The sequence below is a fragment of the Virgibacillus carmonensis genome (assembly GCF_057836705.1).
Genome location: NZ_JBYQFJ010000038.1, coordinates 1 through 25,097, shown reverse-complemented (window position 1 = coordinate 25,097; position 25,097 = coordinate 1). Strand labels below are relative to the sequence as shown.

Here is a 25,097-nt window from a genome sequence, read left to right as displayed (position 1 = left end):
ACCTACACGGTGATAGCCACGCTTTTTTATTTACTGGGTTTTGTCCCAGCCTCTTATTTGGTACAAGCAATTTTTTTAGTTTAGTAATCAAAGGTTTTTCAGTGTGGCCTCCGGTCTATGCCTGGTTTTTCTTAATTTCTTTACCCTCATCCAGTTTTTATTTCTTAAGTAACCCGTCTAAATTTCTTCTTGATACGACAAACTCAGCAAATTCCCTCTACAAGCTCTGACCTTTGTACATAAGATACCTTAAAGGCTGGTGAAGATCAGTCTATAAAAGGAGATAAAATTATATGGGATACAAACAGAGACAAGGGAATCACTTCGCGTTGATTGTTGTGCTGTTTATTCTGCTCATCATCATTGGAGCAAGCAAATTCAGTTACGATGACTAGCATTACAAGACCTTTTGAAATGCAAGCAGAGAAAAGGAACTTTCTTGTCCTTGCTTGCCTATCTCAAAAACAACAATGACAAAGGAGGGCCGTTCTTTATGACTCTAATCAACAACCGAAAAACAACCAGAGTGAAGCGCAACAGATCAACTTCTAAAAAAAGTTCTCTTTTATCTGAAAGTGAATTATGGTCTATTCGTTCCTGGCTATTAAAAATGAATAAATATAGATCTCAAAATTCAGACCAAATTGCAGGTTATGCTAAAAGGATACTCGGATTAAAATACAAGGTGGTCGGTCACGGTGTCTTCCGAGTAGTATTCGACCTCGAAAACGGATATGTATTAAAAGTAGCCATCCGCAAAAAGGGTATTAGCTGCAATGAAAGGGAAGTCAACATATACAGAAATTGTCCTAATCAGTTGCTAAAATACCTCTGCCCAGTCAAAGAATTTGGGCACGGATGGATTATTATGAAAAAAATGACCCTTCAAATATCTATGGTTGACCGGAGTTATGGAAAAAAGGTTTCAGAGTTAAAGAGTAAATTTTGGAAGTATAGGATTGAGCCGAGAGATATAAAAAGGAGCAATCTGGCAATGTCCGGTGAAGGGGATATCATTGTTATTGATTACGGGCATTTCAACCCTAGGAGTTGATAACTTTTGGTAGAAAAGCTACTTATACATTCTATCTTGGGGATAATACACCATTTTAACGGGAAATTCAAACTAAAGACAGTTCTCACCATAATCCTGGAATTCTGTACCCTAACGAATTGCAGGATTATTTTAGATATTTAATGTCCTTAATATTGATTTGTTAAGTTCCTATTGAAAAAGAATGTCGGTTAATCATCTATTCGTGGTATTACGGTTGAGTCTCTATTTTTGAGTACATTTTTTGATGTTCCTTGAAGCCACCACTAGTCTCACTCAAAAGTGCGCTTTTGTATATAGCGTATAAGAACAATAATGGGGCATGTAAGTAGAATTCCTAACTCCAGATATTATTAAACATAAATTGTTTAAGCTTAGGAATTACTGCCAAGCTCCTGATAAGCTTCCTTTTTCGCTCGTTTAGGTTTGGTAGGTCCTGCTTGATGCAGGTTAAATATTACCATCACTACTAATACTAATAAAGCGCATAAAATATATAGATTTTGAAAGCCGAAAGCAGCTACAACAACACCCCACACAACTGACCCAACAGCAATACCGGAATCATAGAGCATAAAGAATGTCGCAGTTGCATGACCACTTCTTGAGCTGGGTGCGGCCTGTATTGCCATCGATTGAAAACTAGGTAATAATGTGCCATACCCCAAACCAATGAGTCCAGCTGAAACGAGAAGCATCCAAGCAGTGCTTGTAAAGCTCAGAAGAACCAGTCCGATTGCAAATATGAACAAGCATGGTAATATAACAAATTTAGGGCCACGAGAATCAAACGCTCTTCCAAGAGATGGTCTCGATACGAGCATCACAATAGCAAAGACTAAAAAGAAATAGCTTGCAGTTGTAGCTTGTCCAATCGAATTGGAGTAGACTGAGATAAAAGATATAATACTAGCATATGCTAAAGAAACCAAGCTACTTATTAATGCAATGGGTAATGCTTTCATTTCGACTAAATCGCCAAACGAGTACTTCAACTTAACCGATTTCTTAACAATCACACTATTATTAGGGACATGAACAAGAATAGAACTGATTACTCCAGCTACCATAAATATGCTCAAAACGGTGAAAAGCGTTTTAAATGATGTAAATTGTAATAAAGTTAAACCGATAAACGGTCCAACGACGACTGCTAGATTCATAGCCATTGCAAAATATCCGAGTCCTGCCCCACGTCGCGTGGGCGGAATAATATCTGCTGCAATTGCACCTGTTGCTGTAGTGATTACCCCAAATGATAACCCGTGAAAGAACCGTAATAGTAACAACGATGTAAATTGGTCAATCCAAATATAAAGAAAAGACGTTGCTGTAAATATAGCTACACTGAGGACGAGTCCTTTTTTCTTACCGATATGATCTAATAAATTAGCGGATAAAGGTCGGACAATGATTGCGGCTACTAACATAACCGTCACGACCAAACCGGCATCTGTTTTTGAGCCTCCAAGATCACTAATCACATAAATTGGGAGGGTTGTTAATAATGTATAAAAGGCGATAAAGACGAGAAATTGCGTTATAGAAATACTGATAAAGCTTTTGGTCCATATTGCTTGTTGATTGTTCTCTTTCATTATGCATTCTCTCCTGATGGTCCAAGTTTGTTTAATAAGACTTGTAATTGCTCTCTTTCATCTGACGATAGTCCCTTGAGCATTTCTTCTTCAAATTCATCCATTGTTTTCCGTATAGAAGTGAATTTTTGTTTAGCTTCTTTGGTCAATTCAATGAAACGTTCTCTTTTGTCATTTCCTTGTTCTCGGACAATCCATCCGCTTGTTTCCATACGGGACAGTGTACGGGTAACCGTTGGAGCCTCCACGTTCAGGTATTTCCAAATTGCTGTTTGTGTCATCGGTCCAAAACGTTCAATACAAAAAATAATAGACCACTGGGAAGCATACAGCCCATGTTTACTAAGACGATTGTTCACTTCTTTTGCTAAAAACCGGGTCTGTTGGTTTAACAAATGAAGTAGATTTTTATTGTTTATTTCATCCATTCCTTCACCTCAATACTTACCTAGGTAAGTAATTACTTTGACCAATCTTACACGTTTAAGATGATTTTGTAAACTTAGTGAAAAGTCGGACACCTTATATCATTCTTTTTAATTTAGCAATGATAAACAACACTAATGCAATAGAAAGGGTGTATATTACTGCAGTATCAAAAACAATTGACCCAAATGAGGATACCTCAATTGAATTTTCGGGAAACAAACTTATGCTATATATAATCGGTGCTACAATGAAAAGTATCGTTACTTTAGCCGTATTCTTAAAGATAGATTTAAGGGAAAGTACCACGACATCTAATGCAATTGAGGTTGTATTAAAGATGGTCATAATCCAGATAACAAAAAAGAGTAATTCAAATCGATGGAGAAACCCTCCTGGTATTTCGATGTTTCTAGCCAACTCAATAGTTGGGTAAAGTAGATTAGACGTCACTGAATTTCCAAATACACCAATGCACAGGATAAAAAGGATCGTATATAAAACAACAGGTATACACATTCCAATTGCAGCCATTTTAGGTACTTTTTTGGGATTTTCCACTAGTCCAATATAAAATAAAACAATGATAAATCCTACATAAGAGGTCACTCCAGTGTGTACCCCCTTTAGATAACCCTGAACATCTGTTTCAAAAACCGGTAACAATTTGTTTGGGTCAAACCACCTAAAGTTAAATAGAAACACGACTAAAGCAATAAAGAGAACGATAGGTAAAAACATCATGTTTAATCGAAATAAACCTGCCCTAGAGCCAGAAACAGCATAAACAACAACCAGTAGAAAACAAAGTGAAATAACCTCGACAGGTGTGCGGTCAAATAAATATAGCTTTGAAACATCAGCAATTCTACGCACCTCAAATGCAGTAACATTCAGCCATATTACAGCAAATAATAAAGAGATAATGGCAGCCACTGGCGTTGAAAGAATGGTAGATGTAAACGTGGAGAAGGAATGATTTGGAAGTTTAATAACAAGCTTAGCCAACAACCACATAACGAGAACCGCAGTAACTCCACTACCGAATATCACTATCCATCCATCTGAAGAGGTAGTTGCAGTTGCCAGATCTCTTGGTAATGATAAGATTCCTACTCCAATCACATAGGAGGTTACAGCAGTCATAATTTCTCTATCACTTATCTTTTCATCCCCATATTCAAAGCTTTTCATTACACTGTATCTCCTTTATTTCTTTTATAGACCAGTTGCACAATAACACGGATAAAAAGCATCAGGAGGAAGACGCTTATAAGGGTGTATAACCAAGTCCATGTATTGTACTTAATTAAATAGGTGTATCTTTCCAAAAGTGCTTCTATGATTGTTAAGGTAACAGCATAAAATCCTGCTTGTAGAAGGATTTTAAAACAGGGAGAATGATAAGAGGTTCGGTAAAAGTAAAGACATACAACTGGGAATAAAAGGTATTCAAAAAGCAAACTGGAATCAAAATGCTTTTTAAGAAGTTTTATAGGATAATCAAGCATTTTTTCTTCCACAATAATAGTCCCAATTACAATTGAAAAATAAGAGGTCAATAAATAAACAAAAAGCCATTCTTTAAACGGCAATTTTCGTAAACTAAGTAGGAATAATACAATACCCAGGATAAGTAAACCCCACAACATCATTCTTTCCATAATAAATCAGGCCCCTTTCCTAAATGGGTTATTATCTATTATAACCAAGGTGAACATCTTTATAGATTAATCATGATGAATGTACGGAAAGTTCATCGTACTTTCACAGTTCTACCTATTTGTACATCGCTGAACAGTCACCTCCGCTTTTCGTGTCTAGCTGTGGCTCCTTGGGGTTCGCGACATAAGCAAAGAACACTCCGATTGCAAAGAGCGGCACTCTGCGGTTCTTTGCTTATGCGTGTCACCCCAGAACAGTCACCTCTGCTTTTCGTGTCTTCTATTTTGGTTCTATACTTGTCCTTTCTTTCATATAGTTATAATGATAAGGAGGACGATTTTAATGAATTATTATGAAAAAGAAACCCAACCACATGTAACACAGCAAGATCATTCTTTGAAAATCAACAACCGTAAGAGTGTTGAAATTAGCGGTGTAAAAGAAGTCGATAGTTTTGACAATGAAGAGTTTTTACTTGAAACGGTGATGGGGTTTTTAATTGTACGTGGTCAAAACCTTCAGTTGAAGAATCTGGATGTAAGTGAAGGTCTAGTTTCAATAAAAGGCAAAATATATGAGCTTTCCTATGTAGATGAACAACAACAGGAGAAAGCTAAGGGATTCTTTAGCAAGCTGTTTAGATGATTCTCTCCGTTCAATTTATGACGATGCTTGCCATGGTTCTAGGAGGCTTTTATTTGGGTGTAGTATTGGATACGTTTAGGCGGGCATCTATACACTGGAAAAACTCGTTATTTCTCACTTATTTTATGGAAATTAGTTTCTGGTTTTCTCAAACATTATTATTATTCTATGTGTTATATCGTGTTAATGCTGGTGAATTACGATTCTATGTGTTTGGAGCATGTTTATTAGGGTTCGCCACCTATCAGGCATTAGCTGCCTCGTCCTACAAAAAAATGCTTGAGCATATGATTCAGTTCGCCTTATCTGTTTATCGTTTTTTTTCAAGGGTGGTCCATGTTCTGTTCGTTACCCCAATCGTCTTTGTGTTTTCATTATTTTTTTCAGCGATTGCTCATACACTCCAAGTGTTATTTATTATAGTAGTAACAATAGGTAAAATAATTTTTGCTCCTTTTAAATGGGTATTCATGTTAATATATAGATTGCTTCCAGAAATAATTAAAAAATATTTACACAAAATAGCAGGATTTTATAGTACAATGAAGAATATATGTAAGAAATGGTTGAAGTATATTAAGTTTAAAAGGAGGTAACGAGCTGTGACCGCCAAGAAAAAAACGGTAACAAGATTAAGTTCGGATTACATGCAGCAATATGATGCTCATAAGGGAAGACAAAAACGTAAGAAACATCGTCTAATTCGTCGTCTTGTGTTATTTTCTATCGTAGCACTTATTGCGATCGGCAGTATGGCTACATATCACGTTAAACAACGTGTACTTCACGCTGAAAAACAAGAACAGTATGATCAAACGCAGGAAAAGATGGCGAAGCTGGAGAATAAAGAGGCAAACCTTAATGAGGAAATTCAGCTATTACAAAATGAGGAATACGTTTTAGAGATAGCGCGAACAAACTATTTCTTCTCCAAGGAAGGCGAATTAATCTTTAAACTTCCCGACACAGATCCATCTTATTGACACACTTTCATTAACTTGGATATAATACAATAGTAATATACTTTTTAAATTTTTAAGGAGGAGCATTTTTTTTATGTCAATCGAAGTAGGCAGCAAGCTGCAAGGTAAGGTAACTGGTATCACTAATTTTGGTGCATTTGTAGAACTCGGTGAAGGGAAAACAGGTCTAGTCCATATTAGTGAAGTTGCTGATAATTATGTTAAAGATATTAATGAACACTTAACTGTTGGTGACGAAGTTTTGGTGAAAGTTATTAACGTTGAAAAAGATGGTAAAATCGGTCTTTCAATTAAAAAGGCTAAAGATAAGCCAGTTCGTCCAAGAAATAACCGCGACCGCGGCGAAACATTTGACCAAAAGATGAACAAATTTCTAAAGGATTCGGAAGACCGATTAGCCTCTTTGAAGAAGCAAACGGAAACCAAACGTGGAGGCCGAGGTGCTAAGCGGGGATAAATTGCTGTCTATAAAGATGCTCTATCAAAATAGATAAAAACAGGTACTACTTTTAACGAGGTGGTACCTGTTTTTTGTGATTAAACGTAAAGCTTTCGCCGGGTAGAATGGATAACCGTCAATTTGCGATCATAACCGCCAACAGCACACCTTGAATCCCCCCAAATCCATATAATTGATTAAAACAAAATAAAGAAGGATTGAACCCAAATTGGATTCAATCCTTCTTTATTTTATTTTATGATAGCGGCAGAGGGGATCGAACCCCCGACCTCACGGGTATGAACCGTACGCTCTCGCCAGCTGAGCTACGCCGCCAAAATTAGCCACAAAAATTATAATACATCACTAAGCGAACAGTGTCAATGCTTTCGTCAAAGATCAGAATTATCATGCTTTGCTATTTTTAACTGAAGGTTAAAACGTAAGCAATTTTTTCATCATAAAAAATTATAACAGATACGAATAGCGAATCTTGAAGGTAAAGCAAGATGTATAACGATTGACTGGAAACCACGGCTTTAAGGAGGTTTTTGCCCACGTTGTTTGCTGAAATGAGAAAATTGTTTAGTCAAGATTGTGAGGATTGCGTTTATTCTTGTAGAAAACTGAATGATTAAAAAAGAAGATAGTCGAACGATTTTATGTATAACGTCTCTTGTTTTGACAAAATAAAAACGTATCCTATGATTTAATTACTCCAAGAGGGAGTGGATTTGTATGATGGATTCAATACCAAGGTTGGAATCTAAGACGTTTGGGGCAGAACAAGGTGTTATGAGTAAGTGGCGGAGAAAAATCTATTCGACAACACAATCTATCTTACTGGAAAAAGGTTGGTTATTTTTCATGGTAGGCTTTTTGTTAGGACGAGCTGTCATCTTGTCTGAGGTATCTCCGTTTTCAGTAGCATTTTTGGCTACCATTTGGATTGTACATAAAGAAAAAGCAGCTAAGGTTATGCTTGCAGTTTTTGCGGGAGCATTAAGTTACTCGATTGATCAAGGAATATTTATTTTACTAGCAATGTTCGTGTTCATCTTTCTTGCCGGATTGTTTAAGAATGTTAAAAACCAACAGAGAGCTATTCTGTTTTTTGTTTTCTTAGCAACCGTCGCACCCCGTTTAATGCTTTATTCAATTACTGACCAACTCACGTCCTATGAATGGATGCTGTTATTTGTTGAAGGTGTATTAGGTATAGTTCTATTATTGATATTTATGCAAAGCATTCCATTAATATCACAAAAAAAATATAAACCCACTTTAAAGAACGAAGAAATTGTTTGTATGATTATTCTACTTGCTTCTATATTAACGGGAACAATTGGTTGGGATATATATGATGCATCGATAGAACAAGTTTTTTCGCGTTATTTTGTTTTGATACTTGCATTCGTTGGAGGCGCTGCAGTTGGATCGACGGTTGGTGTTGTGGCCGGTCTCATTCTATCGCTCGCGAATGTAGCAAATCTCTATCAAATGAGTCTTCTTGCTTTTTCTGGATTACTAGGAGGGTTGCTAAAGGAAGGAAATAAGATAGGAGTTAGTATTGGTTTACTAGTTGGAACTTTTTTGGTAGGGATTTATGGGGATGCCGCCAATTTGCTTCCTTCTATATTAGAGTCATCTATAGCAATTCTAATATTCTTTCTCACACCGGCTAGCTGGTTTAAGAAGCTTTCTCGTTATATTCCTGGAACGGACGAGTATACAAATGAACAAGAACAATATTTGCAGAAAGTTCGAAATGTAACTGCTAAACGGGTAGAACAGTTTTCCGACGTTTTTGAAGCGTTGTCAAAAAGCTTTCAAACTGTAGAATATAGTCCATCTGAACAAGATGCTGATTATAAGCGGGAAACTGATTATTTTCTGAGTCAGGTGACGGAAAAAACTTGTCAAGGATGCTTTATGAAAAATCGGTGCTGGCAGCAACAATTCGATAAATCTTATTCCTTGATGGAGGGATTAAAGAATGATCTGGTTGAGGAACGGGAACCCAGTCCGGGAGATATGCGAGCCTTTGAAAACCATTGTGTAAAGTCAAAAAAAGTGATGGACGTGATGAAAGAAGAATTAACCGTTTTTGAGGCGAATAGGCGATTACAAAAGCAGGTATCGGAAAGTAAACGATTTGTGGCAGAACAACTCCAAGGTGTTTCGGAGGTCATGGATGATTTTGCAAAAGAAATATTAAAGGAACGTCATCACCATGAACAACAAGAAATGCAGATAATCCAAGGACTAGAACAAATGGGTATTGATATTGAAAAATTAGATATCTTTAGTTTAGATAGGGGAAATATTGATATTGAAATGATGGTAAACTTATATGAGTATCGCGGGGAAGGGGCAAAGTTAATTGCGCCTATGCTGTCCGATATTTTGAATGAAGTTGTTGTAGTAAAACAAGAAGAGATTTCGCCCTTTCCAAATGGGAGCTGCTTTATCGTATTTGGTTCTGCAAAAGAGTATGTAGTAGAAACGGGGGTATCTCATGCAGCTAAGGGAGGTGGTGTCATTTCCGGAGATAGCCATACGACGATGGAACTTGGTACAGGGAAATATGCCATGGCCATTAGTGACGGAATGGGAAATGGTGAACGTGCACACGAAGAAAGTGTAGAAACGTTACGGTTATTGCAACAAATTTTGCAAACTGGAATTCCGGAGAAAGTAGCAATTAAATCGATAAACTCAATCCTTTCCTTACGTTCAACTGATGAAATGTTTGCTACACTCGATCTAGCAGTTATAAATTTACACAATGCAGCTGTCCGATTTTTGAAGATTGGATCGACACCTAGTTTTATTAAGCGTGGTGACGATATGATAAAAATAGAGGCCAGTAATTTACCAATGGGCATCATTCAAGAATTTGATGTTGACATTGTAAAAGAACAATTAATGGCTGATGATCTGCTAATCATGATGAGTGATGGTATTTCTGAAGGACCAAAGCATGTTGAAAATGTAGACATTTGGTTGAAACGCAAGATTCGTGAAATGAAAACCGTTGATCCACAAGAGGTTGCAGATTTACTGTTAGAAGAAGTAGTTCGAACCAGGTCAGGAGAAATAGCAGATGATATGACAGTCATGGTTGCGAAAATAAATAAAAACACACCACAATGGGCAGCAATTCCAGCAGGACATAAACATGCACAATGACCAAACTAAAGGCAAGTTTGGGTAGTTTAATTACGCGGCACCTCCGTATATTTTCCTGTTATTTTGGCGATGATGGCTAGGAAAGAGTTGGAGGTGGATTGTATGAAAAAAGGTACGTTAAAGCAGATTTTGTTAATTACAGATGGTTGTTCCAATAAAGGCGAGGACCCTGCTGCTACAGCTGCACTTGCATACCAGCAAGGAATTACCGTAAATGTTATAGGCATTATGGAAGACGATCAAACAGAGCAGCCTGACGGATTAGAAGAAGTTGAAGAGGTTGCACAGTCTGGTGGTGGTGTAAGCCAGATTGTTTATAAACAGTCACTATCACAAACGGTTCAAATGGTAACAAAGCAGGCAATGACTCAAACATTACAAGGGTTTGTGAATCAAGAATTACAACAAATTCTTGGACCCAATCAAACAATGGACGAGCTGGAACCTGACAAACGCGGAGAAATTATGGAAGTAGTAGAAGAGTTGGGGGAAACATGTGATCTGGAAGTTCTTATATTAGTAGATACGAGCGCAAGCATGCATGATAAGATACCGACCGTTAAGGAAGCACTGATTGATTTATCCATCAGCTTAAATGCCCGAATTGGAAGAAACAGATTTTGTGTCTTTACCTTCCCAGATCGACGAAAAGATATTAAACAGATATTGGACTGGTCACCGAAGCTTGACTCCATATCTGCCATTTTCCCTAGGCTTACTAGTGGTGGGATTACGCCAACAGGACCAGCACTACGCGAGGCAATGTACCAATTTGGTAAAAAAAGCTTGTTAAGGAGCTTTAACAATGAAGATGAGCCACCAATCGAAGAAGCATGGTATTGAACTTAAACCTGGAACATTAATAACAGGGAAATGGCATAAGAAAAGGTATGCTGTAATTGAAAAGCTAGGTAGTGGAGCTATTGGAAGTGTATACCTTTGTGATGTTGGCGGGAAACGAGTAGCACTAAAAATTAGTGATAAAAATATGTCTATGACAATGGAGGTCAATGTATTAAAGTCCTTACAGAAGGTCCAAGGTTGTAGTCTTGGACCTTATTTAGTTGATGTTGATGACTGGGTAACAACACGTAGTCAAGTTCTTTCATTCTATGTTATGGAATATATACGCGGGCAATCATTATCAACTTTTATTAAACATAATGGTAGTAATTGGGTGGGTGTATTTATGTTGCAACTACTTGATGATTTAGCCGACCTACATAAAGCGGGATGGGTATTTGGAGATTTGAAAGAGGAAAATCTATTAATACTCCAGTCACCACCAAAAATTCGCTGGATTGATGTGGGTGGAACAACACAAATCGGTCGATCAATAAAAGAGTATACAGAGTTTTATGATCGTGGATATTGGGGAATAGGTTCTAGGCGGGCCGAACCAAGCTACGATTTATTTGCACTTGTAATGGTCTTTGTAAAATTGTATTACCCAAATCAGTTTGAGAGAGGAAATAATGCTGAAGCAACAATCCTTTCAAAAGTCAAGAACGTCGCACCCCTCAGGCCATATTTACCCTGTTTCGCGAAAGCAATTCAAGGAAAATACCAATCTAGTGCTGAAATGAAGCGGGATGTAGAACAAATACTTAAAAGCCCTAAGCCAATCATGTCAAGAAAGCGTACTAAACAAAAAGCATCTCTTCTGGTCGAGTCTACAGGTATATCATTAATTGCGTTATTCTATTACATCGTTTCCCTGTTCCTACCGTAAACCAATGTGATAGGATATAGGAGTTCCACTACTATTCTTAAATGAAGGATGAACAATTAAATGAAGGATAACGTGCTGGCATTTATGAAACAAAATGGATTAATAAAACCCAATTCAACACTGTTAATTGGTGTTTCGGGTGGGCCGGATTCGATGGCGCTTCTTCATTTTCTCAATTCAATTAAGGATGAATGGAATTTAAAACTCATTGCTCTAACAGTCGATCATCAGCTACGCGGAGATGAATCCAAAGAGGATCTTCGCTTTGTGGAAAAAACATGTACCGAATGGAATATTAAATTTTGTGGAACTTCTTTGGACGTTCCTTCGTATAAAAAAAAGAAGCATGTTGGAACACAAGTTGCAGCTAGAGAAATGCGTTATCAATTCTTTTTGGAAAAAATGGAAGAACATAATGCTGATTATTTAGCACTTGGTCACCATGGTGATGACCAAGTGGAAACCATGTTGATGGGATTTGTTCGATCCTCCAATAGTAGAGCAATGTCTGGTATGCCTGTTAAACGTCCATTTAACAATGGTGCGATTATTCGCCCTTTCATTGGTATGACAAAAAAAGATATCAACGCTTATTGTCAAAAGTATGCAATCCTCTCGAGAATTGATCCATCAAACGAAAAAACGGATTATACAAGAAATTATTTTCGTCAATATGTTCTTCCATTACTAAAAAACCAAAACCGTAATATACATATTAATGCGCAACAATTAAGCAAGTCCTTGCAATCAGATGAAGATTATTTGACTGAAGAGGCCAAAAAGCTAGTACAACAGGTGATTTCACTAGATAAGGGTGAAAAATGTGCTACTTTTGACATAAATTTGTTCCAAGGGTACCACACTGCTTTACAAAGGCGGGCCTATCATCTAATATTAAAATATCTATATGATGAATTGCCTAAAAATTTATCGTATATGCATGAGGAACAGTTTTTTGCATTATTGAATAGTCAAAAAGCCAATGGCAGACTGGATTTTCCTCATCATTTAAAGGTTGTGAAGTCCTATTGTAAGCTGATAGTTTGCTTCGAAAGTAAACTGCCTAATTCTTCTCCTTTTCATAAAGTCATACATATTCCTGGGCAAGTTGTATTACCAGATGGATCAGTTATTCATACTGATTTTACGGAAGAATCACATAATCAAAGTCAGGAATATTTTTTATGTAGCAGGAACCAAGTTGCTTTGCCATTACATATTAGAACGCGAAAGACAGGGGATAGAATGACTTGGAAAGGATTAAAAGGGAGCAAAAAGATTAAGGATATTTTTATCGATGAAAAGATTCCAGCCAGCTTGCGTGATACATGGCCAATAGTGACAGACAATAATGGTGAAATCTTGTGGCTTGTAGGCTTAAAACAAGGTCAGACCAGCTATCAAACAAAAGACACCTCATTTATTCAACTATATTTAGAAAAAGCTAGTATGTAGGAGGAACAAGCATGCATAACGATATTGAAGAAATATTGGTTACGAAAGAGGAAATTGCTAAGAAATGCGAAGAAATTGGCAAGCAGTTGACTGAGGAATATGATGGGAAATTTCCTTTAGCAATTGGTGTTTTGAAAGGTGCAATGCCATTTATGTCAGATGTACTACGGCATACGGATACACACCTAGAAATGGACTTTATGGATGTTTCAAGTTACGGTGGGAAGACGCGGTCGTCCGGGGAAGTAAAAATTGTTAAAGATTTGGATACAAAAGTAGAAGGACGCGATCTTTTAATTATTGAAGATATTATTGATAGTGGCCTTACGCTCAGTTATCTGGTGGATTTGTTTAAATATCGCAAGGCAAAGTCCATTCGAGTTGTTACTCTGCTGGATAAACCTTCAGGCAGAACGGCAAATATTAAAGCGGATATCATTGGCTTCAATGTACCAAATGAATTTGTCGTCGGTTACGGACTGGATTATGAGGAAAGATACCGCAATTTACCATACATTGGTGTTTTAAAACCGAAGATTTATGGTGGAGAAGCCGAATAAAAAAACTTTTATTACTTTTCACCAAATGATCGGTATTACTTTGTTCAATATGATGTAGAATAGAAAGATTAGAAAGACCTTATATGTTCGATAAAAATAGTTTAAAAACAATGACATATATGAGTGGAATTAGTTGTATTGAAACTTTTTCCTGTGGTACTATGTTATATAGTTTTTCCCGTTTGGGAGGAGGTTGGCAATGAAACGATTAATGCGGAATGTTTTTTTCTGGTTCTTGATTTTTCTAGTTGTTGTAGCTGTCATAGAATTATTCAGAGGCCAGGATGAACAAGCAGAAGAATTAAATGTAGAAGAATTTATGCAGGCACTAAACAATGGTGATATTGCAGAAATGACAATGCAACCTGTAAATAAGATTATTAGAATCACTGGTGAACTGAATGAGGGGGATACACAATTTATTGCCCAAGTTCCAGAAAACACAAATATTGTAGCAAATATTTATGAAACAGCTTCGGAACAAAGTGTATTAAATATTGAACAAGAAGAGCAACCGAGCGGATGGGTTACATTTTTAACAACAATGATCCCGTTTTTAATCATAGGATTATTTTTCTTCTTTATACTTAGCCAATCACAAGGTGGCGGTGGTGGCCGCGTGATGAACTTTGGTAAGAGTAAAGCGAAGATGTTCTCTGAAGATAAGAAGAAGGTTCGCTTTAAAGATGTAGCAGGAGCAGATGAAGAAAAGCAAGAGCTTGTTGAGGTGGTTGACTTTTTGAAGGATCCACGTAAATTCTCAGCAGTTGGAGCACGAATTCCTAAAGGTGTCCTGCTCGTTGGACCTCCTGGAACAGGTAAAACACTACTTGCACGTGCAGTTGCTGGTGAAGCCGGAAAACCATTCTTCTCTATTAGTGGTTCAGACTTCGTTGAAATGTTTGTCGGTGTAGGTGCTTCCCGTGTACGTGATCTATTTGAAAATGCGAAGAAAAACGCACCATGTATTATCTTTATTGATGAGATTGATGCAGTTGGTCGTCAACGTGGAGCTGGTCTTGGTGGTGGTCACGATGAACGTGAGCAAACATTAAACCAATTACTCGTTGAAATGGATGGATTTGGTGTTAATGAAGGCATTATCATTATCGCAGCAACAAACCGTCCGGATATTCTTGACCCAGCATTATTGCGTCCAGGTCGTTTTGACCGTCAAATCACGGTTGAACGCCCAGATGTTAAGGGTCGTCAGGAAGTATTGGCAGTTCACGTAAAAGATAAACCAATTGATAGTAGCGTTGATTTAAAAACAATTGCAATGCGAACTCCAGGTTTTTCTGGTGCTGACCTAGAAAATTTATTAAATGAAGCTGCATTAGTAGCAGCCCGCAGCAGCAAAACTACAATCGACATGTTTGATGTTGATGAGGCAATTGACCGCGTTATTGCGGGACCACAGAAAAAAGGAAAAGTTATTTCGAAAAAGGAACGCAATATTGTTGCATACCATGAAAGTGGACACACGATTATTGGGATGGTCTTGGATGATGCAGATATGGTGCATAAAGTTACGATTGTACCTCGTGGTCAAGCAGGCGGATACGCTGTTATGCTTCCAAGAGAAGACCGTTACTTTATGACAAAACCAGAGTTACTCGATAAGATCACCGGATTGTTAGGTGGACGTGTAGCGGAAGAAGTTATATTTGGTGAAGTAAGTACCGGTGCTTCTAATGACTTCCAACGGGCTACAGCAATTGCGCGGAAAATGATTACTGAATATGGTATGAGTGATAAAATTGGTCCTCTGCAATTTACGAGTGGTGGAGGCAATCAAGTATTCCTTGGACGCGATATTCAAAATGAACAAACGTATAGTGACGAGATTGCTCATGAGATTGATCAAGAAATGCAAAACTTTATCAACTTCTGTTACGAGCGAGCAAAACAAATTCTTACAGACAATAAGGATAAATTAGAACTTGTTGCACAAACCCTTTTAAAAGTAGAAACCTTAGATGCTAAACAAATCAAAGGATTGTTCGAGGATGGTGTGCTTCCGGAACCAATAGATCCAGTAACAAGTACCTCTACAGAGGAGAAAGATCTCAGAGTAAATATTCAATCGAAACAGGATGATGCTACTCCAGAGACATTTGAAGAAGCAAAAGAAGAAGCAAATAAAGAATTAGAAGAAGATGTTCATGATGACAAATCTGATGAGCCTTCTAATTCAGACGATAACAACAAAAAAGAATAACAAGTGAGTTATAAAGCAACCCTTCGTGATATGAGGGGTTGTTTTTATATGATAAAGAAAATAAAATTATGATATATTTAAAGAAATGGAAAATGCTAGTACTCTGCTAGTAATCATTATGTGAGATAGAAAGGTATGATTATAACAATGCTTTTTGTTTTGGATGTTGGGAATACCAATACCGTTTTAGGTGTATTTGAAAATGATCAATTAACACATGAATGGCGAGTTAAAACGGATCGCTATAAAACTGAAGATGAGTTTGGTATGCTAATAAAATCATTATTGGAACACAGGGGTATTTCCTTTTCGGATATTCATGGAATTATTATATCTTCAGTTGTACCACCGATTATGTTTGCTTTAGAAAAAATGTGTAGAAAGTATTTTAATCAAGAAGCATTAGTTATAGGAAAAGATAGTGTTGAATCCTTTTTACCGATGAAATATCCAAACCCAAAGGAAATTGGTGCCGATAGAATTGTGAACGCAGTTGGCGCATTAGAGGAATATGGATCACCACTTGTAATTATCGATTTTGGGACTGCTACAACATACTGTTATGTGAATGAAAAGCAAGAATATGAGGGTGGTGCCATTACACCTGGAATTCATATTTCACTTGAAGCATTATACAAAAAGGCTTCTAAACTTCCTAAAGTGGAGATTACTAGTCCGTCAAACGTTATCGGCACTTCCACTGTTGAAGCAATGCAGGCTGGGATATATTATGGATATATAGGCCAGGTTGATGAAGTAGTATCAAGGATAATGGAGCAAGCAAATGAAACTCCGACCGTAGTTGCGACCGGGGGACTTGCTAAGTTAATATCTGACGATTCTAAAACAATAGACCATGTAGATGCAAACCTGACTCTAAAAGGTTTGTATATCATTTATAAACGCAACCAAGAGATTAACTCATAAAGAGGATGTTCAAAAAGTCACCGAATGATGAACTACGAATTTCTTCGTTGGCTTGTCTTTCCGGTTCCCAAGACTTCATCGCCTTGAACTTCGACGCACAGGACATGCTAGTGTCGGCGTTGAAACAGGATAAGAAAAGCTACCCTGAAAAGGCATCGCACGATGAAAGTCGTCTTTTATTTTCAAGGACGCATGCGCACTTAGTTGACCTTGTTTCTAATTTGGCACCTTTTTGAACACGCATATAAAGGAGAGTTTTCAATGAAAGATTATTTGGTTAAGGCTACAACATATAAAGGACTGGTTCGTGCTTATGCCAGTGTTACTACGGAAACAGTAAGCGAAGCTCAAAGACGTCATGATTCATGGGCGACTACTTCGGCAGCTCTCGGACGCACAATTACCATTTCAGCTATGATGGGTGCCATGTTGAAAGGTGAAGATTCCATAACGGTTAAAGTGGAAGGAAATGGTCCAACCGGTCCAATCATCGCGGACGCGAACACGCGTGGTGAGGTTCGTGGCTATGTAACGAATCCACACGTTGATTTTGAGTTAAATCAACATGGTAAATTAGACGTCGCACGAGCAGTTGGTACAGAAGGAAATATTAGTGTTATCAAGGATTTAGGATTAAAGGATTACTTCACTGGCCAGGTTCCTATCATATCTGGAGAAATAAGTGAAGATTTCACGTATTATTTCGCTAATTCTGAGCAAGTTCCGTCCGCTGTAGGTGCAGGGGTATTGATTAATCCAGACCACTCGGTTCTAGCTGCAGGTGGGTTTATTATCCAAGTAATGCCTGGTGCAGATGAAGAGATCATTGAACGACTAGAGGAACAAATTCAGACCTTCCCAGCAATCTCTACCATAATTCAAGAGGGTAATTCGCCAGAAGAAATTTTGCAACGTTTATTTGGTAATGAGGAAATAAAAATGCACGAAACGCTGCCAATTTCCTTCACATGTAAGTGCTCAAAGGATCGTATTGAGCAAGCAATTAGTGGGTTGGGTAACGAGGAAATACAAAAAATGATTGATGAAGACCACGGAGCAGAGGCGACTTGCCATTTTTGTAATGAGGTTTATCAATTTAATGAGCAAGATTTAAATTTACTAAAGCAATCAGATAAATAAAAAGATAGGGAGCTTTATATGCCGAAAAAATTATTACTTGGGATAATAGTTGTATTGTTGATAACGAATATTGCTACACTTTTATTTTGGAATAAACATGAAGAGAAGGTCATGCTAAATAATGAAGACGCTGAGGTGGATGTCAAAGAGCCCGTTGCTTCAATAGAAGGAGAAACGGTTTCTTATGATGCGTGGATGTCTACGCTCCGCTCGACACATGGGAAAGAGCAATTAAAACGAATGATTGATACTGAAATTGTTCACCAGTTGGCATCTGAACATAAGATAGAGGTTAGTGAAAAGGTTATTAAACGTGAACTCGCTTTATTGACTGGTATGCAAGGTCCAATGACAACAAAAGAAGCAAAACAAAAGGAAAAAGAGTGGCGGAAGGATATTATCTACCGTTATCAATTAGGTGCTTTATTAACCATGGACACTACCATTCCGGAAAAAGAAATGAAATCTTACTACGATATCTATAAGAATCAATACGATTTTTCCGCATCGATGAAGGTATCGCATATCATTGTGCAGAATACGAAAACAGCTGAAAAGGTAAAAAAGGAATTAGATAATGGCGCATCGTTCCCATTACTTGCTAAAGAGTATTCGATAGATGAGGATACAAAAAAAGATGGTGGGTATCTTGGCTACTTCCAGACTAACAGTCAGTTTTTACCTACGGGTTATTTTGAAACGGCAAAGGAAATGGAAGCGGGAACCTATAGTGAACCATTCAAAAGCAATACCGGTGTAGCTATTATTTACCTTCATCGTTTGTTACCTGATATCAATTTTACTTACGAGGAAATTAAACCATACTTAAAAAGGGAACTAGCGTTAGACAAGCTGGATCAATCTTTAACCACTGAACCACTTTGGAATAAACTAGATATTGAATGGGTATATGAAGAGGGTAAAGAATAGCACCTGACTAGTCATGCCAAGCTCCGACCATAGAGGGCGTACTAGTGCCGATAAAGCCATAGGACGTGGCGTTTTTATCGACCGGTGCCCATTGCCTAGTGCCCCTCAGGCGTCTCCTTATAAATAACAGTCCGGTGTTAGCCGAACTTCCTTAGGGCTTACTCTCTGTGTATTTCCTTTATCTCATACCGGAAGGAATGTTCGATTAAAACGGCCACGTTGCGTGGGTACAGGTCATACGGCTATAAACGGGCGCTTGCGCTTTTGTCTTATTATTTGACAATTCCCATTTTACCGCGTACATTATAAGTAAATCCTACAAAATTACTAGGAATTAGGAGGAAGTCATATGAGAGTTGCAGATAATATCGCTGGTTTAATTGGTGAAACACCAATGGTTAAATTAAATCGATCAGCAGATCCAGATAGTGCAGATGTTTATTTAAAACTAGAATATATGAATCCAGGAAGTTCGGTAAAGGACCGTATTGCATTGGCAATGATTGAAGCTGCAGAAGAGGAAGGCATTTTAAAAGAAGGCGACACGATAATCGAACCAACTAGCGGTAACACAGGAATTGGATTGGCAATGGTTGGTGCTGCAAAAGGTTATAAAACGGTATTAGTAATGCCAGATACAATGAGTAAAGAACGTCAAAATTTACTACGTGCATATGGGGCTAAACTAGTTTTAACACCAGGTTCAGGTGGAATGAACACTGCTATCAAGAAAGCAGAAGAATTAAAAGAAGAAAATGGCTATTTTATGCCACAGCAGTTTAATAATAAAGCAAATCCGGATGTGCACGCACGTACGACAGGAAAAGAGATCGTAGAACAAATGAAAGATGGACTAGATGCATTTGTCTCAGGTATTGGAACTGGTGGAACAATAACTGGAGCAGGTAAAGTACTAAAGGAGCACTTTGACGGTATTAAATTATATGCAGTTGAACCTACTGATTCCGCAATATTATCTGGCGGCTCTCCTGGTCCACATAAAATACAAGGGCTTGGTGCAGGATTTGTTCCAAAAGTGTTAGATACGGACGTCTATGATGAAGTAATCCGCATTACAAATGAGGAAGCGTTCTCGACTTCACGTGAGGTTGCAAAAAATGATGGTATTCTTGGTGGAATATCTTCAGGCGCTGCAATTGCCGCTGCTAAACAAGTGGCGAAAAAACTTGGAAAAGGCAAGAAAGTTGTTACCATACTTCCAAGTAATGGGGAACGCTATTTATCAACACCGCTGTATGAGTTTGATGAAAACGAACAATAAGTGTGATTAGGGACTAGTACTGATTCAGTACTAGTCCTTTTTTTTGTGCAATGATACAATGGTGTAGAATAATGGCATTGGAAGAAGGTATAATGATGCAAACAATTTTAAAAACAAGTTCGATTAAATACGACCTATCAGCACGAACACATATCATGGGAATTTTAAATGTAACACCGGATTCCTTTTCGGATGGTGGAAGTTATACAACGATAGAAAAGGCAGTTGCACAAGCTGTTGAAATGGAGAAGCAAGGTGCCGATATTATTGATATTGGGGGAGAATCAACTCGTCCCAATCATAAACCGGTCTCTGAAGAAGAAGAAATTAAACGAATCGTACCAGCAATTGAAGCTGTGAAGGAAGCGGTCAAAATTCCCATTTCAATTGATACTTTTAAAGCAGAGACAGCTAGAGCAGCAATCGAAGCGGGAGCATCTATTATAAATGATGTTTGGGGAGCGAAAAGGGAACCTGAAATAGCATATGTTGCAGCGGAATATAATGCCCCAATCATATTGATGCACAACCGGACGAATAAAAGCTACGTGTCACTTATAGATGACATGAAAAATGATTTGTTGGAGAGCGTTGAGATTGCATTAAAAGCAGGTGTGAAAAAAGAAAATATTATCCTTGATCCTGGAATTGGGTTTGCCAAGACTCAGACGGATAATCTTGTGGCTATGAATCATCTAGAAGTTTTTGTAGAAATGGAATATCCAGTCTTATTAGGGGCATCACGAAAAACGTTTATCGGTCACATTCTAGACGTTCCACCTGAGAAACGCGACAATGGGACAGGTGCAACTACCTGTATGGCTATCCAAAAAGGTGTACAAATTGTTCGAGTCCACGATGTAAAACATAATGTGGAATTAGGCAAAATGATGGATGCGATTCTAGCCGGAGGTAATAAACAAAATGGATAAAATTATCATGAAAAATCTACAATTTTACGGCTATCATGGATTGCTCCCAGAGGAAAACAAGTTGGGGCAACGTTTTAATGTTGATGTGGAATTGTTAGTAGACTTAAACCAAGCTGGTACAAGTGACAGAATGGAAGACTCTATCCACTATGGTCATGCATATGACGTGATTCGGACTTCGGTGGAAGGTAAGGCAAAGAATCTAATTGAAGCAGTTGCAGAAGAAATTGCTAGACAGCTTTTATCCACCTTTGATTTATTGCAGGCTTGTCAGGTTAAAGTTGTTAAACCAAATCCGCCAATTCACGGCCATTACGAATCAGTTGCAGTAGAAATTTTTAGGGAGAAAAAATAATGAATACTGTTTTTATAGCACTTGGAACAAACATTGAACCACGTTTGGTTCATTTACAAAAAGCGTTACATGAACTTAGCATACATGAACATATTATGATTAAGAGTCAATCGTCTATTTACGAGACGGCACCAGTTGGATATAAGGATCAGGCAGATTTCTTAAACATGGTCATTCAAATAGAAACAAATTCTAACCCAATTGATTTATTAGATATTTGCCAGCAAGTTGAGCAAGGACTAGGGCGCAAACGTGAAATTAGATTTGGACCTCGTACAATAGACCTTGACATTTTAATCTATAATAATAAGAATAGAAAAACGGAACGATTAATTTTGCCACACCCAAGAATGCATGAACGGGCATTTGTACTTATACCATTATATGAATTAAACCCTGAATTACCAATCGGTGATGAGGGAAAACGTGTGTCAGATTATGTGAGTGATTTGACAGAGCTAGATGTAAAGGATGTTAGAGCATGGTCACCTCCAGGGTCGGTAGACGAATAAAGGCATTTCGTAAATTAAAGGGTTACACACAGGTAGATCTCGCAAAAGATATGCACGTTTCCATCGCGGAGCTTAGAGGAGTGGAACGTGGGAATAAGGAAGCTCCTGATGTGTTTCTTGATCAAATCGCAACAACCTTAGCTGTTTCAAAGGAAGAATTAGTTGGCAAAGTTGAAAATTTAAAGGAGGCAGAGTAGTGTTTCAAATTGGTGATATTTCCATTCCTAATAAAGTAGTTCTGGCACCGATGGCGGGGGTTTGTAATTATGCATTCCGCTTAACGGTTAAAGAATTTGGCGCATGAGGGATACGCCGATTGGGACATTGTGAAGCAGGTTAAACAAGCGGTAAATATCCCAGTTATCGGTAATGGAGATATCGATTCACCCCAAATTGCGAAACAACGATTAGAAGAAACAGGTGTTGATGCTATTATGATCGGGAGAGCAGCACTAGGGAATCCTTGGATGATTTATCGCACAGTTAAATATTTGGAAACAGGTGAATTGATTGCGGATCCAACACCAAAGGAAAAAATTGATGTTTGTATGCTGCACATGGACAGACTTATCAAGCTAAAAGGCGAGAAAATAGCATTGCTAGAGATGCGTAAACATGCTCCATGGTATCTGAAAGGCCTACAAGGTAACGGTAAAGTTCGTAGCCGTATTAATCATGTTGAAACACGCGTTGGTTTATTGGATATCTTATATTCCTATGCAAAGGAATTAGAAGCAAACATGGCGTCATAAGTGCCTTTTCCTAAACTAGGATAGAGCGTAATCCTGCCAGTTTCGCACTGGCAGTTTTTTAATTGCTTAGGGAATAAAGGAAAGAAAGTGAAAGTTTTAATCCTGCTTCATGTATATTCGAGGATAAAGGTTGGGATTCAATCGGTGGAAATAGTACGTTCAAGTTCCTACCGTAAATCCTGTCAAAGAAAAAAATAGGTTTATTACTGTTTCTTTAGCTGAAAAAGGGACTCAGCCGATTTTTTAATTTACCTTTGTTGATGAGTAAATACATGAAATAAATTGATACTTCCTATATAATAAACGATAAATGGTTCAAAATGACTTGTACGGTCAATGATAATGAAAAATTTGTACTTATTGGAGTGGTAATGATGTCAGAAGAAATAAATGAACAAATGCGTGTACGTCGTGAAAAACTGCAAACATTTCAAGAGCAAGGTGTCGATCCTTTTGGTGGAAAATTTGAGCGTACTCACTCAACAAAAGCACTAGTAGAACAATATGATCAATTTTCAAAAGAAGAATTAGAAGAGAAGACGGATCAGGTCACTATTGCTGGACGTATGATGACGAAACGTGGAAAAGGAAAAGCAGGATTTGCTCATGTTCAAGATTTGAGCGGCCAGCTGCAGATTTACGTACGAAAAGATATGATTGGTGATGGTGCTTATGAAACTTTTAATACAACTGATATGGGGGATATCGTTGGAATAACTGGTGTGATGTTCAAAACCAAGGTCGGCGAACTGTCCGTAAAGGCTACCGAATTCCATTTGTTATCGAAATCACTACGCCCATTACCAGAGAAGTATCATGGACTAAAAGATATTGAACAACGCTACCGCCAACGTTACTTAGATCTAATCACGAACGTTTCCAGTCGGGATACTTTTGTATTGCGGAGTAAAATTATTCAATCAATGCGGCATTATCTTGATGGACAAGGATTTTTAGAAGTGGAAACTCCGATGATGCATAGTATTCCTGGCGGCGCGTCTGCACGTCCATTTGAAACACATCACAATGCATTAGATATTCCCTTATATATGCGTATTGCAATTGAACTACACCTAAAGCGCTTAATTGTTGGTGGAATGGAGAAAGTGTATGAGATTGGCCGTGTTTTCCGTAATGAAGGTGTTTCAACAAGGCATAACCCTGAGTTTACTATGATGGAACTTTACGAAGCTTATGCGGATTTCCATGATGTAATGGAACTAACAGAAAATATGGTTGCACACATTGCAAAAGAAGTATTAGGTAATACGACATTAATGTATGGAGAAGAAGAAATCTCGCTTGCTCCAAAATGGAAGAGGTTACACATGGTTGATGCCGTTAAAGAATATACAGGTGTTGACTTTTGGAAAGAAATGAGTGATGAAGATGCTCGTGGTTTAGCAAAAGAACATGGGATACAAATCCAGGATTCGATGACATTTGGGCATGTAGTGAATGAGTTCTTTGAACAAAAAATAGAAGAGAAGCTCATTCAGCCAACCTTTATCTTTGGTCATCCTGTTGAAATATCACCACTTGCGAAGAAAACGAAAGAAGATGGCCGCTTCACGGATCGATTTGAATTATTTATTGTTGGACGTGAACACGCAAATGCCTTTAGTGAATTAAACGATCCAATTGATCAACGTGAACGTTTTGAATCGCAGCTTAAGGAACGTGAACAAGGAAATGATGAAGCTCATTTGATGGATGATGACTTCTTAGAAGCGCTAGAATATGGAATGCCACCTACTGGAGGACTCGGTATTGGTATTGATCGTCTAGTTATGCTTTTAACGAATTCACCTTCTATTCGTGACGTATTACTTTTCCCGCAAATGCGCAATAAGTAGTAAGTTAGAAAAGAACAACCCAGCAAAACCCCTGAAGAGAGGTTTGCTGGGTTGTTTTGTAGTTGTAATAGCAGCTTATAACGTTTGCTGCTTTCTTTCATTATAGATATAGTAAGAGTTTTTGGGGTTGATACGATGTATATCTGTTCATAACCTCTTTCGATTGGGGAGTTTCTGGTTGTTTGATGGGGGTTAAAGGCGGTGCAATAATTTCCAATTATTTAACTTTTATATTTCTCTTGATTTCATCATAGAATCATGGTAAATTAGATTACGTTGTCTTTTGAACAACCTTATTATTTGTTTGAAAAAAATAAATAAAAAAGTTATTGACTTTATCATCTTTAAATGGTATATTTATAAAGTCGCCAAATTGAGACGGCAATTGAAATTTGCTCCTTGAAAACTGAACAAAACAACCAAGTATGTAAGTAACGAAAC

25 protein-coding genes, 1 tRNA gene and 1 pseudogene are annotated in these 25,097 nt (G+C 37.7%); 22 read left to right on the top strand and 5 right to left on the bottom strand.

Annotated features, from left to right (window positions below):
* Positions 1-293: 293 nt before the first annotated feature.
* Positions 294-395, top strand: a complete 102-nt coding sequence (locus AC3G7N_RS18605) for a YjcZ family sporulation protein (RefSeq protein WP_489423655.1) — start codon at positions 294-296, stop codon at positions 393-395.
* A 14-nt stretch (positions 396-409) separates the two neighbouring features.
* Complete coding sequence (locus AC3G7N_RS18600) at positions 410-1,054, top strand: hypothetical protein (RefSeq protein WP_489423654.1); 645 nt, start codon at positions 410-412, stop codon at positions 1,052-1,054.
* 374 nt (positions 1,055-1,428) lie between these two features.
* On the opposite strand, the gene AC3G7N_RS18595 is transcribed toward AC3G7N_RS18600, so the two are convergent.
* From AC3G7N_RS18595 to AC3G7N_RS18580, 4 genes are all read right to left on the bottom strand, one after another.
* Positions 1,429-2,652, bottom strand: coding sequence for an MFS transporter (locus AC3G7N_RS18595; protein WP_489423653.1), 1,224 nt, complete (start codon positions 2,650-2,652; stop codon positions 1,429-1,431).
* Positions 2,652-3,080 carry a MarR family winged helix-turn-helix transcriptional regulator gene (locus tag AC3G7N_RS18590; RefSeq protein ID WP_489423652.1) on the bottom strand — a complete coding sequence of 143 codons (429 nt, stop codon included), beginning with the start codon at positions 3,078-3,080 and terminating at the stop codon, positions 2,652-2,654. The genes AC3G7N_RS18595 and AC3G7N_RS18590 overlap by 1 nt, the downstream gene beginning before the upstream one ends.
* A 94-nt stretch (positions 3,081-3,174) precedes the next feature.
* Entirely contained in the window at positions 3,175-4,272 is a 1,098-nt protein-coding gene (locus AC3G7N_RS18585) for a GerAB/ArcD/ProY family transporter (protein ID WP_489423651.1), read from the bottom strand.
* A complete protein-coding gene (locus AC3G7N_RS18580) occupies positions 4,272-4,742 on the bottom strand; it encodes a CBO0543 family protein (protein WP_489423650.1) in 471 nt (156 codons plus the stop codon). Before AC3G7N_RS18580 ends, AC3G7N_RS18585 begins: the two co-directional genes overlap by 1 nt.
* Positions 4,743-5,085: 343 nt before the next feature.
* On the opposite strand from AC3G7N_RS18580, the gene yabP reads away from it, so the two are divergent.
* From yabP to AC3G7N_RS18560, 4 genes are all read left to right on the top strand, one after another.
* Entirely contained in the window at positions 5,086-5,388 is a 303-nt protein-coding gene (gene yabP, locus AC3G7N_RS18575; protein ID WP_089530301.1) for a sporulation protein YabP, read from the top strand.
* Positions 5,385-5,984: a spore cortex biosynthesis protein YabQ gene (yabQ, locus tag AC3G7N_RS18570; protein WP_489423649.1), complete on the top strand. Its 600-nt coding sequence runs from the start codon at positions 5,385-5,387 to the stop codon at positions 5,982-5,984. Before yabP ends, yabQ begins: the two co-directional genes overlap by 4 nt.
* Positions 5,985-5,990: 6 nt before the next feature.
* Positions 5,991-6,371, top strand: coding sequence for an FtsB family cell division protein (locus tag AC3G7N_RS18565; RefSeq protein WP_489423648.1), 381 nt, complete (start codon positions 5,991-5,993; stop codon positions 6,369-6,371).
* Between the two features lie 73 nt (positions 6,372-6,444).
* Positions 6,445-6,828 (top strand): S1 domain-containing RNA-binding protein, encoded by a 384-nt coding sequence (locus AC3G7N_RS18560; protein WP_089530298.1) that lies wholly within the window; start codon positions 6,445-6,447, stop codon positions 6,826-6,828.
* 244 nt (positions 6,829-7,072) lie between these two features.
* Here AC3G7N_RS18560 and AC3G7N_RS18555 read toward each other — a convergent pair.
* A tRNA-Met gene (locus AC3G7N_RS18555) sits at positions 7,073-7,146 on the bottom strand.
* 402 nt (positions 7,147-7,548) lie between these two features.
* On the opposite strand from AC3G7N_RS18555, the gene spoIIE reads away from it, so the two are divergent.
* The 16 genes and pseudogenes from spoIIE to lysS all read left to right on the top strand — a co-directional run bounded on the left by spoIIE (position 7,549) and on the right by lysS (position 24,656).
* Positions 7,549-10,002: a stage II sporulation protein E gene (gene spoIIE / locus AC3G7N_RS18550; RefSeq protein ID WP_489423647.1), complete on the top strand. Its 2,454-nt coding sequence runs from the start codon at positions 7,549-7,551 to the stop codon at positions 10,000-10,002.
* Positions 10,003-10,104: 102 nt separating this feature from the next.
* The gene (locus AC3G7N_RS18545) at positions 10,105-10,845 is read left to right on the top strand and encodes a hypothetical protein (protein WP_489423646.1); all 741 of its coding nucleotides are present in this window, start codon (positions 10,105-10,107) and stop codon (positions 10,843-10,845) included.
* Positions 10,808-11,734, top strand: coding sequence for a serine/threonine protein kinase PrkT (gene prkT / locus AC3G7N_RS18540; RefSeq protein ID WP_489423645.1), 927 nt, complete (start codon positions 10,808-10,810; stop codon positions 11,732-11,734). Before AC3G7N_RS18545 ends, prkT begins: the two co-directional genes overlap by 38 nt.
* A 60-nt stretch (positions 11,735-11,794) precedes the next feature.
* Positions 11,795-13,189 (top strand): tRNA lysidine(34) synthetase TilS, encoded by a 1,395-nt coding sequence (tilS, locus tag AC3G7N_RS18535; protein WP_489423644.1) that lies wholly within the window; start codon positions 11,795-11,797, stop codon positions 13,187-13,189.
* 11 nt (positions 13,190-13,200) lie between these two features.
* On the top strand, positions 13,201-13,749 hold the full coding sequence (gene hpt / locus AC3G7N_RS18530) for a hypoxanthine phosphoribosyltransferase (RefSeq protein ID WP_489423643.1): 549 nt from the start codon (positions 13,201-13,203) through the stop codon (positions 13,747-13,749).
* Between the two features lie 199 nt (positions 13,750-13,948).
* Positions 13,949-15,970 (top strand): ATP-dependent zinc metalloprotease FtsH, encoded by a 2,022-nt coding sequence (gene ftsH / locus AC3G7N_RS18525; protein WP_489423642.1) that lies wholly within the window; start codon positions 13,949-13,951, stop codon positions 15,968-15,970.
* Positions 15,971-16,117: 147 nt separating this feature from the next.
* Positions 16,118-16,897 carry a type III pantothenate kinase gene (locus tag AC3G7N_RS18520; RefSeq protein ID WP_489423657.1) on the top strand — a complete coding sequence of 260 codons (780 nt, stop codon included), beginning with the start codon at positions 16,118-16,120 and terminating at the stop codon, positions 16,895-16,897.
* 261 nt (positions 16,898-17,158) lie between these two features.
* Positions 17,159-18,037, top strand: coding sequence for an Hsp33 family molecular chaperone HslO (gene hslO / locus AC3G7N_RS18515; RefSeq protein WP_489423641.1), 879 nt, complete (start codon positions 17,159-17,161; stop codon positions 18,035-18,037).
* An 18-nt stretch (positions 18,038-18,055) separates the two neighbouring features.
* Positions 18,056-18,967 carry a peptidylprolyl isomerase gene (locus AC3G7N_RS18510; RefSeq protein WP_489423640.1) on the top strand — a complete coding sequence of 304 codons (912 nt, stop codon included), beginning with the start codon at positions 18,056-18,058 and terminating at the stop codon, positions 18,965-18,967.
* 349 nt (positions 18,968-19,316) lie between these two features.
* The gene (cysK, locus tag AC3G7N_RS18505) at positions 19,317-20,249 is read left to right on the top strand and encodes a cysteine synthase A (RefSeq protein WP_489423639.1); all 933 of its coding nucleotides are present in this window, start codon (positions 19,317-19,319) and stop codon (positions 20,247-20,249) included.
* A 95-nt stretch (positions 20,250-20,344) separates the two neighbouring features.
* Positions 20,345-21,181, top strand: coding sequence for a dihydropteroate synthase (gene folP / locus AC3G7N_RS18500; protein ID WP_489423638.1), 837 nt, complete (start codon positions 20,345-20,347; stop codon positions 21,179-21,181).
* Entirely contained in the window at positions 21,174-21,536 is a 363-nt protein-coding gene (gene folB, locus AC3G7N_RS18495) for a dihydroneopterin aldolase (RefSeq protein ID WP_489423637.1), read from the top strand. Before folP ends, folB begins: the two co-directional genes overlap by 8 nt.
* The gene (folK, locus tag AC3G7N_RS18490; RefSeq protein ID WP_489423636.1) at positions 21,536-22,048 is read left to right on the top strand and encodes a 2-amino-4-hydroxy-6-hydroxymethyldihydropteridine diphosphokinase; all 513 of its coding nucleotides are present in this window, start codon (positions 21,536-21,538) and stop codon (positions 22,046-22,048) included. The genes folB and folK overlap by 1 nt, the downstream gene beginning before the upstream one ends.
* Entirely contained in the window at positions 22,018-22,245 is a 228-nt protein-coding gene (locus AC3G7N_RS18485) for a helix-turn-helix domain-containing protein (RefSeq protein WP_489423635.1), read from the top strand. The genes folK and AC3G7N_RS18485 overlap by 31 nt, the downstream gene beginning before the upstream one ends.
* 102 nt (positions 22,246-22,347) lie before the next feature.
* A pseudogene (locus AC3G7N_RS18480) lies at positions 22,348-22,800 on the top strand (tRNA dihydrouridine synthase); the annotation flags it as partial.
* Positions 22,801-23,174: 374 nt separating this feature from the next.
* Complete coding sequence (gene lysS / locus AC3G7N_RS18475) at positions 23,175-24,656, top strand: lysine--tRNA ligase (RefSeq protein WP_489423656.1); 1,482 nt, start codon at positions 23,175-23,177, stop codon at positions 24,654-24,656.
* Positions 24,657-25,097: the final 441 nt, after the last annotated feature.

Coding starts and splice junctions, on each gene's coding strand:
- AC3G7N_RS18605 (WP_489423655.1), top strand. CDS start 294: ATGGGATACAAACAGAGACAAGGGAATCACTTCGCGTTGATTGTTGTG.
- AC3G7N_RS18595 (WP_489423653.1), bottom strand. CDS start 2,652: ATGAAAGAGAACAATCAACAAGCAATATGGACCAAAAGCTTTATCAGT.
- AC3G7N_RS18590 (WP_489423652.1), bottom strand. CDS start 3,080: ATGGATGAAATAAACAATAAAAATCTACTTCATTTGTTAAACCAACAG.
- AC3G7N_RS18585 (WP_489423651.1), bottom strand. CDS start 4,272: ATGAAAAGCTTTGAATATGGGGATGAAAAGATAAGTGATAGAGAAATT.
- AC3G7N_RS18580 (WP_489423650.1), bottom strand. CDS start 4,742: ATGGAAAGAATGATGTTGTGGGGTTTACTTATCCTGGGTATTGTATTA.
- yabP (WP_089530301.1), top strand. CDS start 5,086: ATGAATTATTATGAAAAAGAAACCCAACCACATGTAACACAGCAAGAT.
- yabQ (WP_489423649.1), top strand. CDS start 5,385: ATGATTCTCTCCGTTCAATTTATGACGATGCTTGCCATGGTTCTAGGA.
- AC3G7N_RS18560 (WP_089530298.1), top strand. CDS start 6,445: ATGTCAATCGAAGTAGGCAGCAAGCTGCAAGGTAAGGTAACTGGTATC.
- spoIIE (WP_489423647.1), top strand. CDS start 7,549: ATGATGGATTCAATACCAAGGTTGGAATCTAAGACGTTTGGGGCAGAA.
- AC3G7N_RS18545 (WP_489423646.1), top strand. CDS start 10,105: ATGAAAAAAGGTACGTTAAAGCAGATTTTGTTAATTACAGATGGTTGT.
- prkT (WP_489423645.1), top strand. CDS start 10,808: ATGAAGATGAGCCACCAATCGAAGAAGCATGGTATTGAACTTAAACCT.
- tilS (WP_489423644.1), top strand. CDS start 11,795: ATGAAGGATAACGTGCTGGCATTTATGAAACAAAATGGATTAATAAAA.
- hpt (WP_489423643.1), top strand. CDS start 13,201: ATGCATAACGATATTGAAGAAATATTGGTTACGAAAGAGGAAATTGCT.
- ftsH (WP_489423642.1), top strand. CDS start 13,949: ATGAAACGATTAATGCGGAATGTTTTTTTCTGGTTCTTGATTTTTCTA.
- AC3G7N_RS18520 (WP_489423657.1), top strand. CDS start 16,118: ATGCTTTTTGTTTTGGATGTTGGGAATACCAATACCGTTTTAGGTGTA.
- hslO (WP_489423641.1), top strand. CDS start 17,159: ATGAAAGATTATTTGGTTAAGGCTACAACATATAAAGGACTGGTTCGT.
- AC3G7N_RS18510 (WP_489423640.1), top strand. CDS start 18,056: ATGCCGAAAAAATTATTACTTGGGATAATAGTTGTATTGTTGATAACG.
- cysK (WP_489423639.1), top strand. CDS start 19,317: ATGAGAGTTGCAGATAATATCGCTGGTTTAATTGGTGAAACACCAATG.
- folP (WP_489423638.1), top strand. CDS start 20,345: ATGCAAACAATTTTAAAAACAAGTTCGATTAAATACGACCTATCAGCA.
- folB (WP_489423637.1), top strand. CDS start 21,174: ATGGATAAAATTATCATGAAAAATCTACAATTTTACGGCTATCATGGA.
- folK (WP_489423636.1), top strand. CDS start 21,536: ATGAATACTGTTTTTATAGCACTTGGAACAAACATTGAACCACGTTTG.
- AC3G7N_RS18485 (WP_489423635.1), top strand. CDS start 22,018: ATGGTCACCTCCAGGGTCGGTAGACGAATAAAGGCATTTCGTAAATTA.
- lysS (WP_489423656.1), top strand. CDS start 23,175: ATGTCAGAAGAAATAAATGAACAAATGCGTGTACGTCGTGAAAAACTG.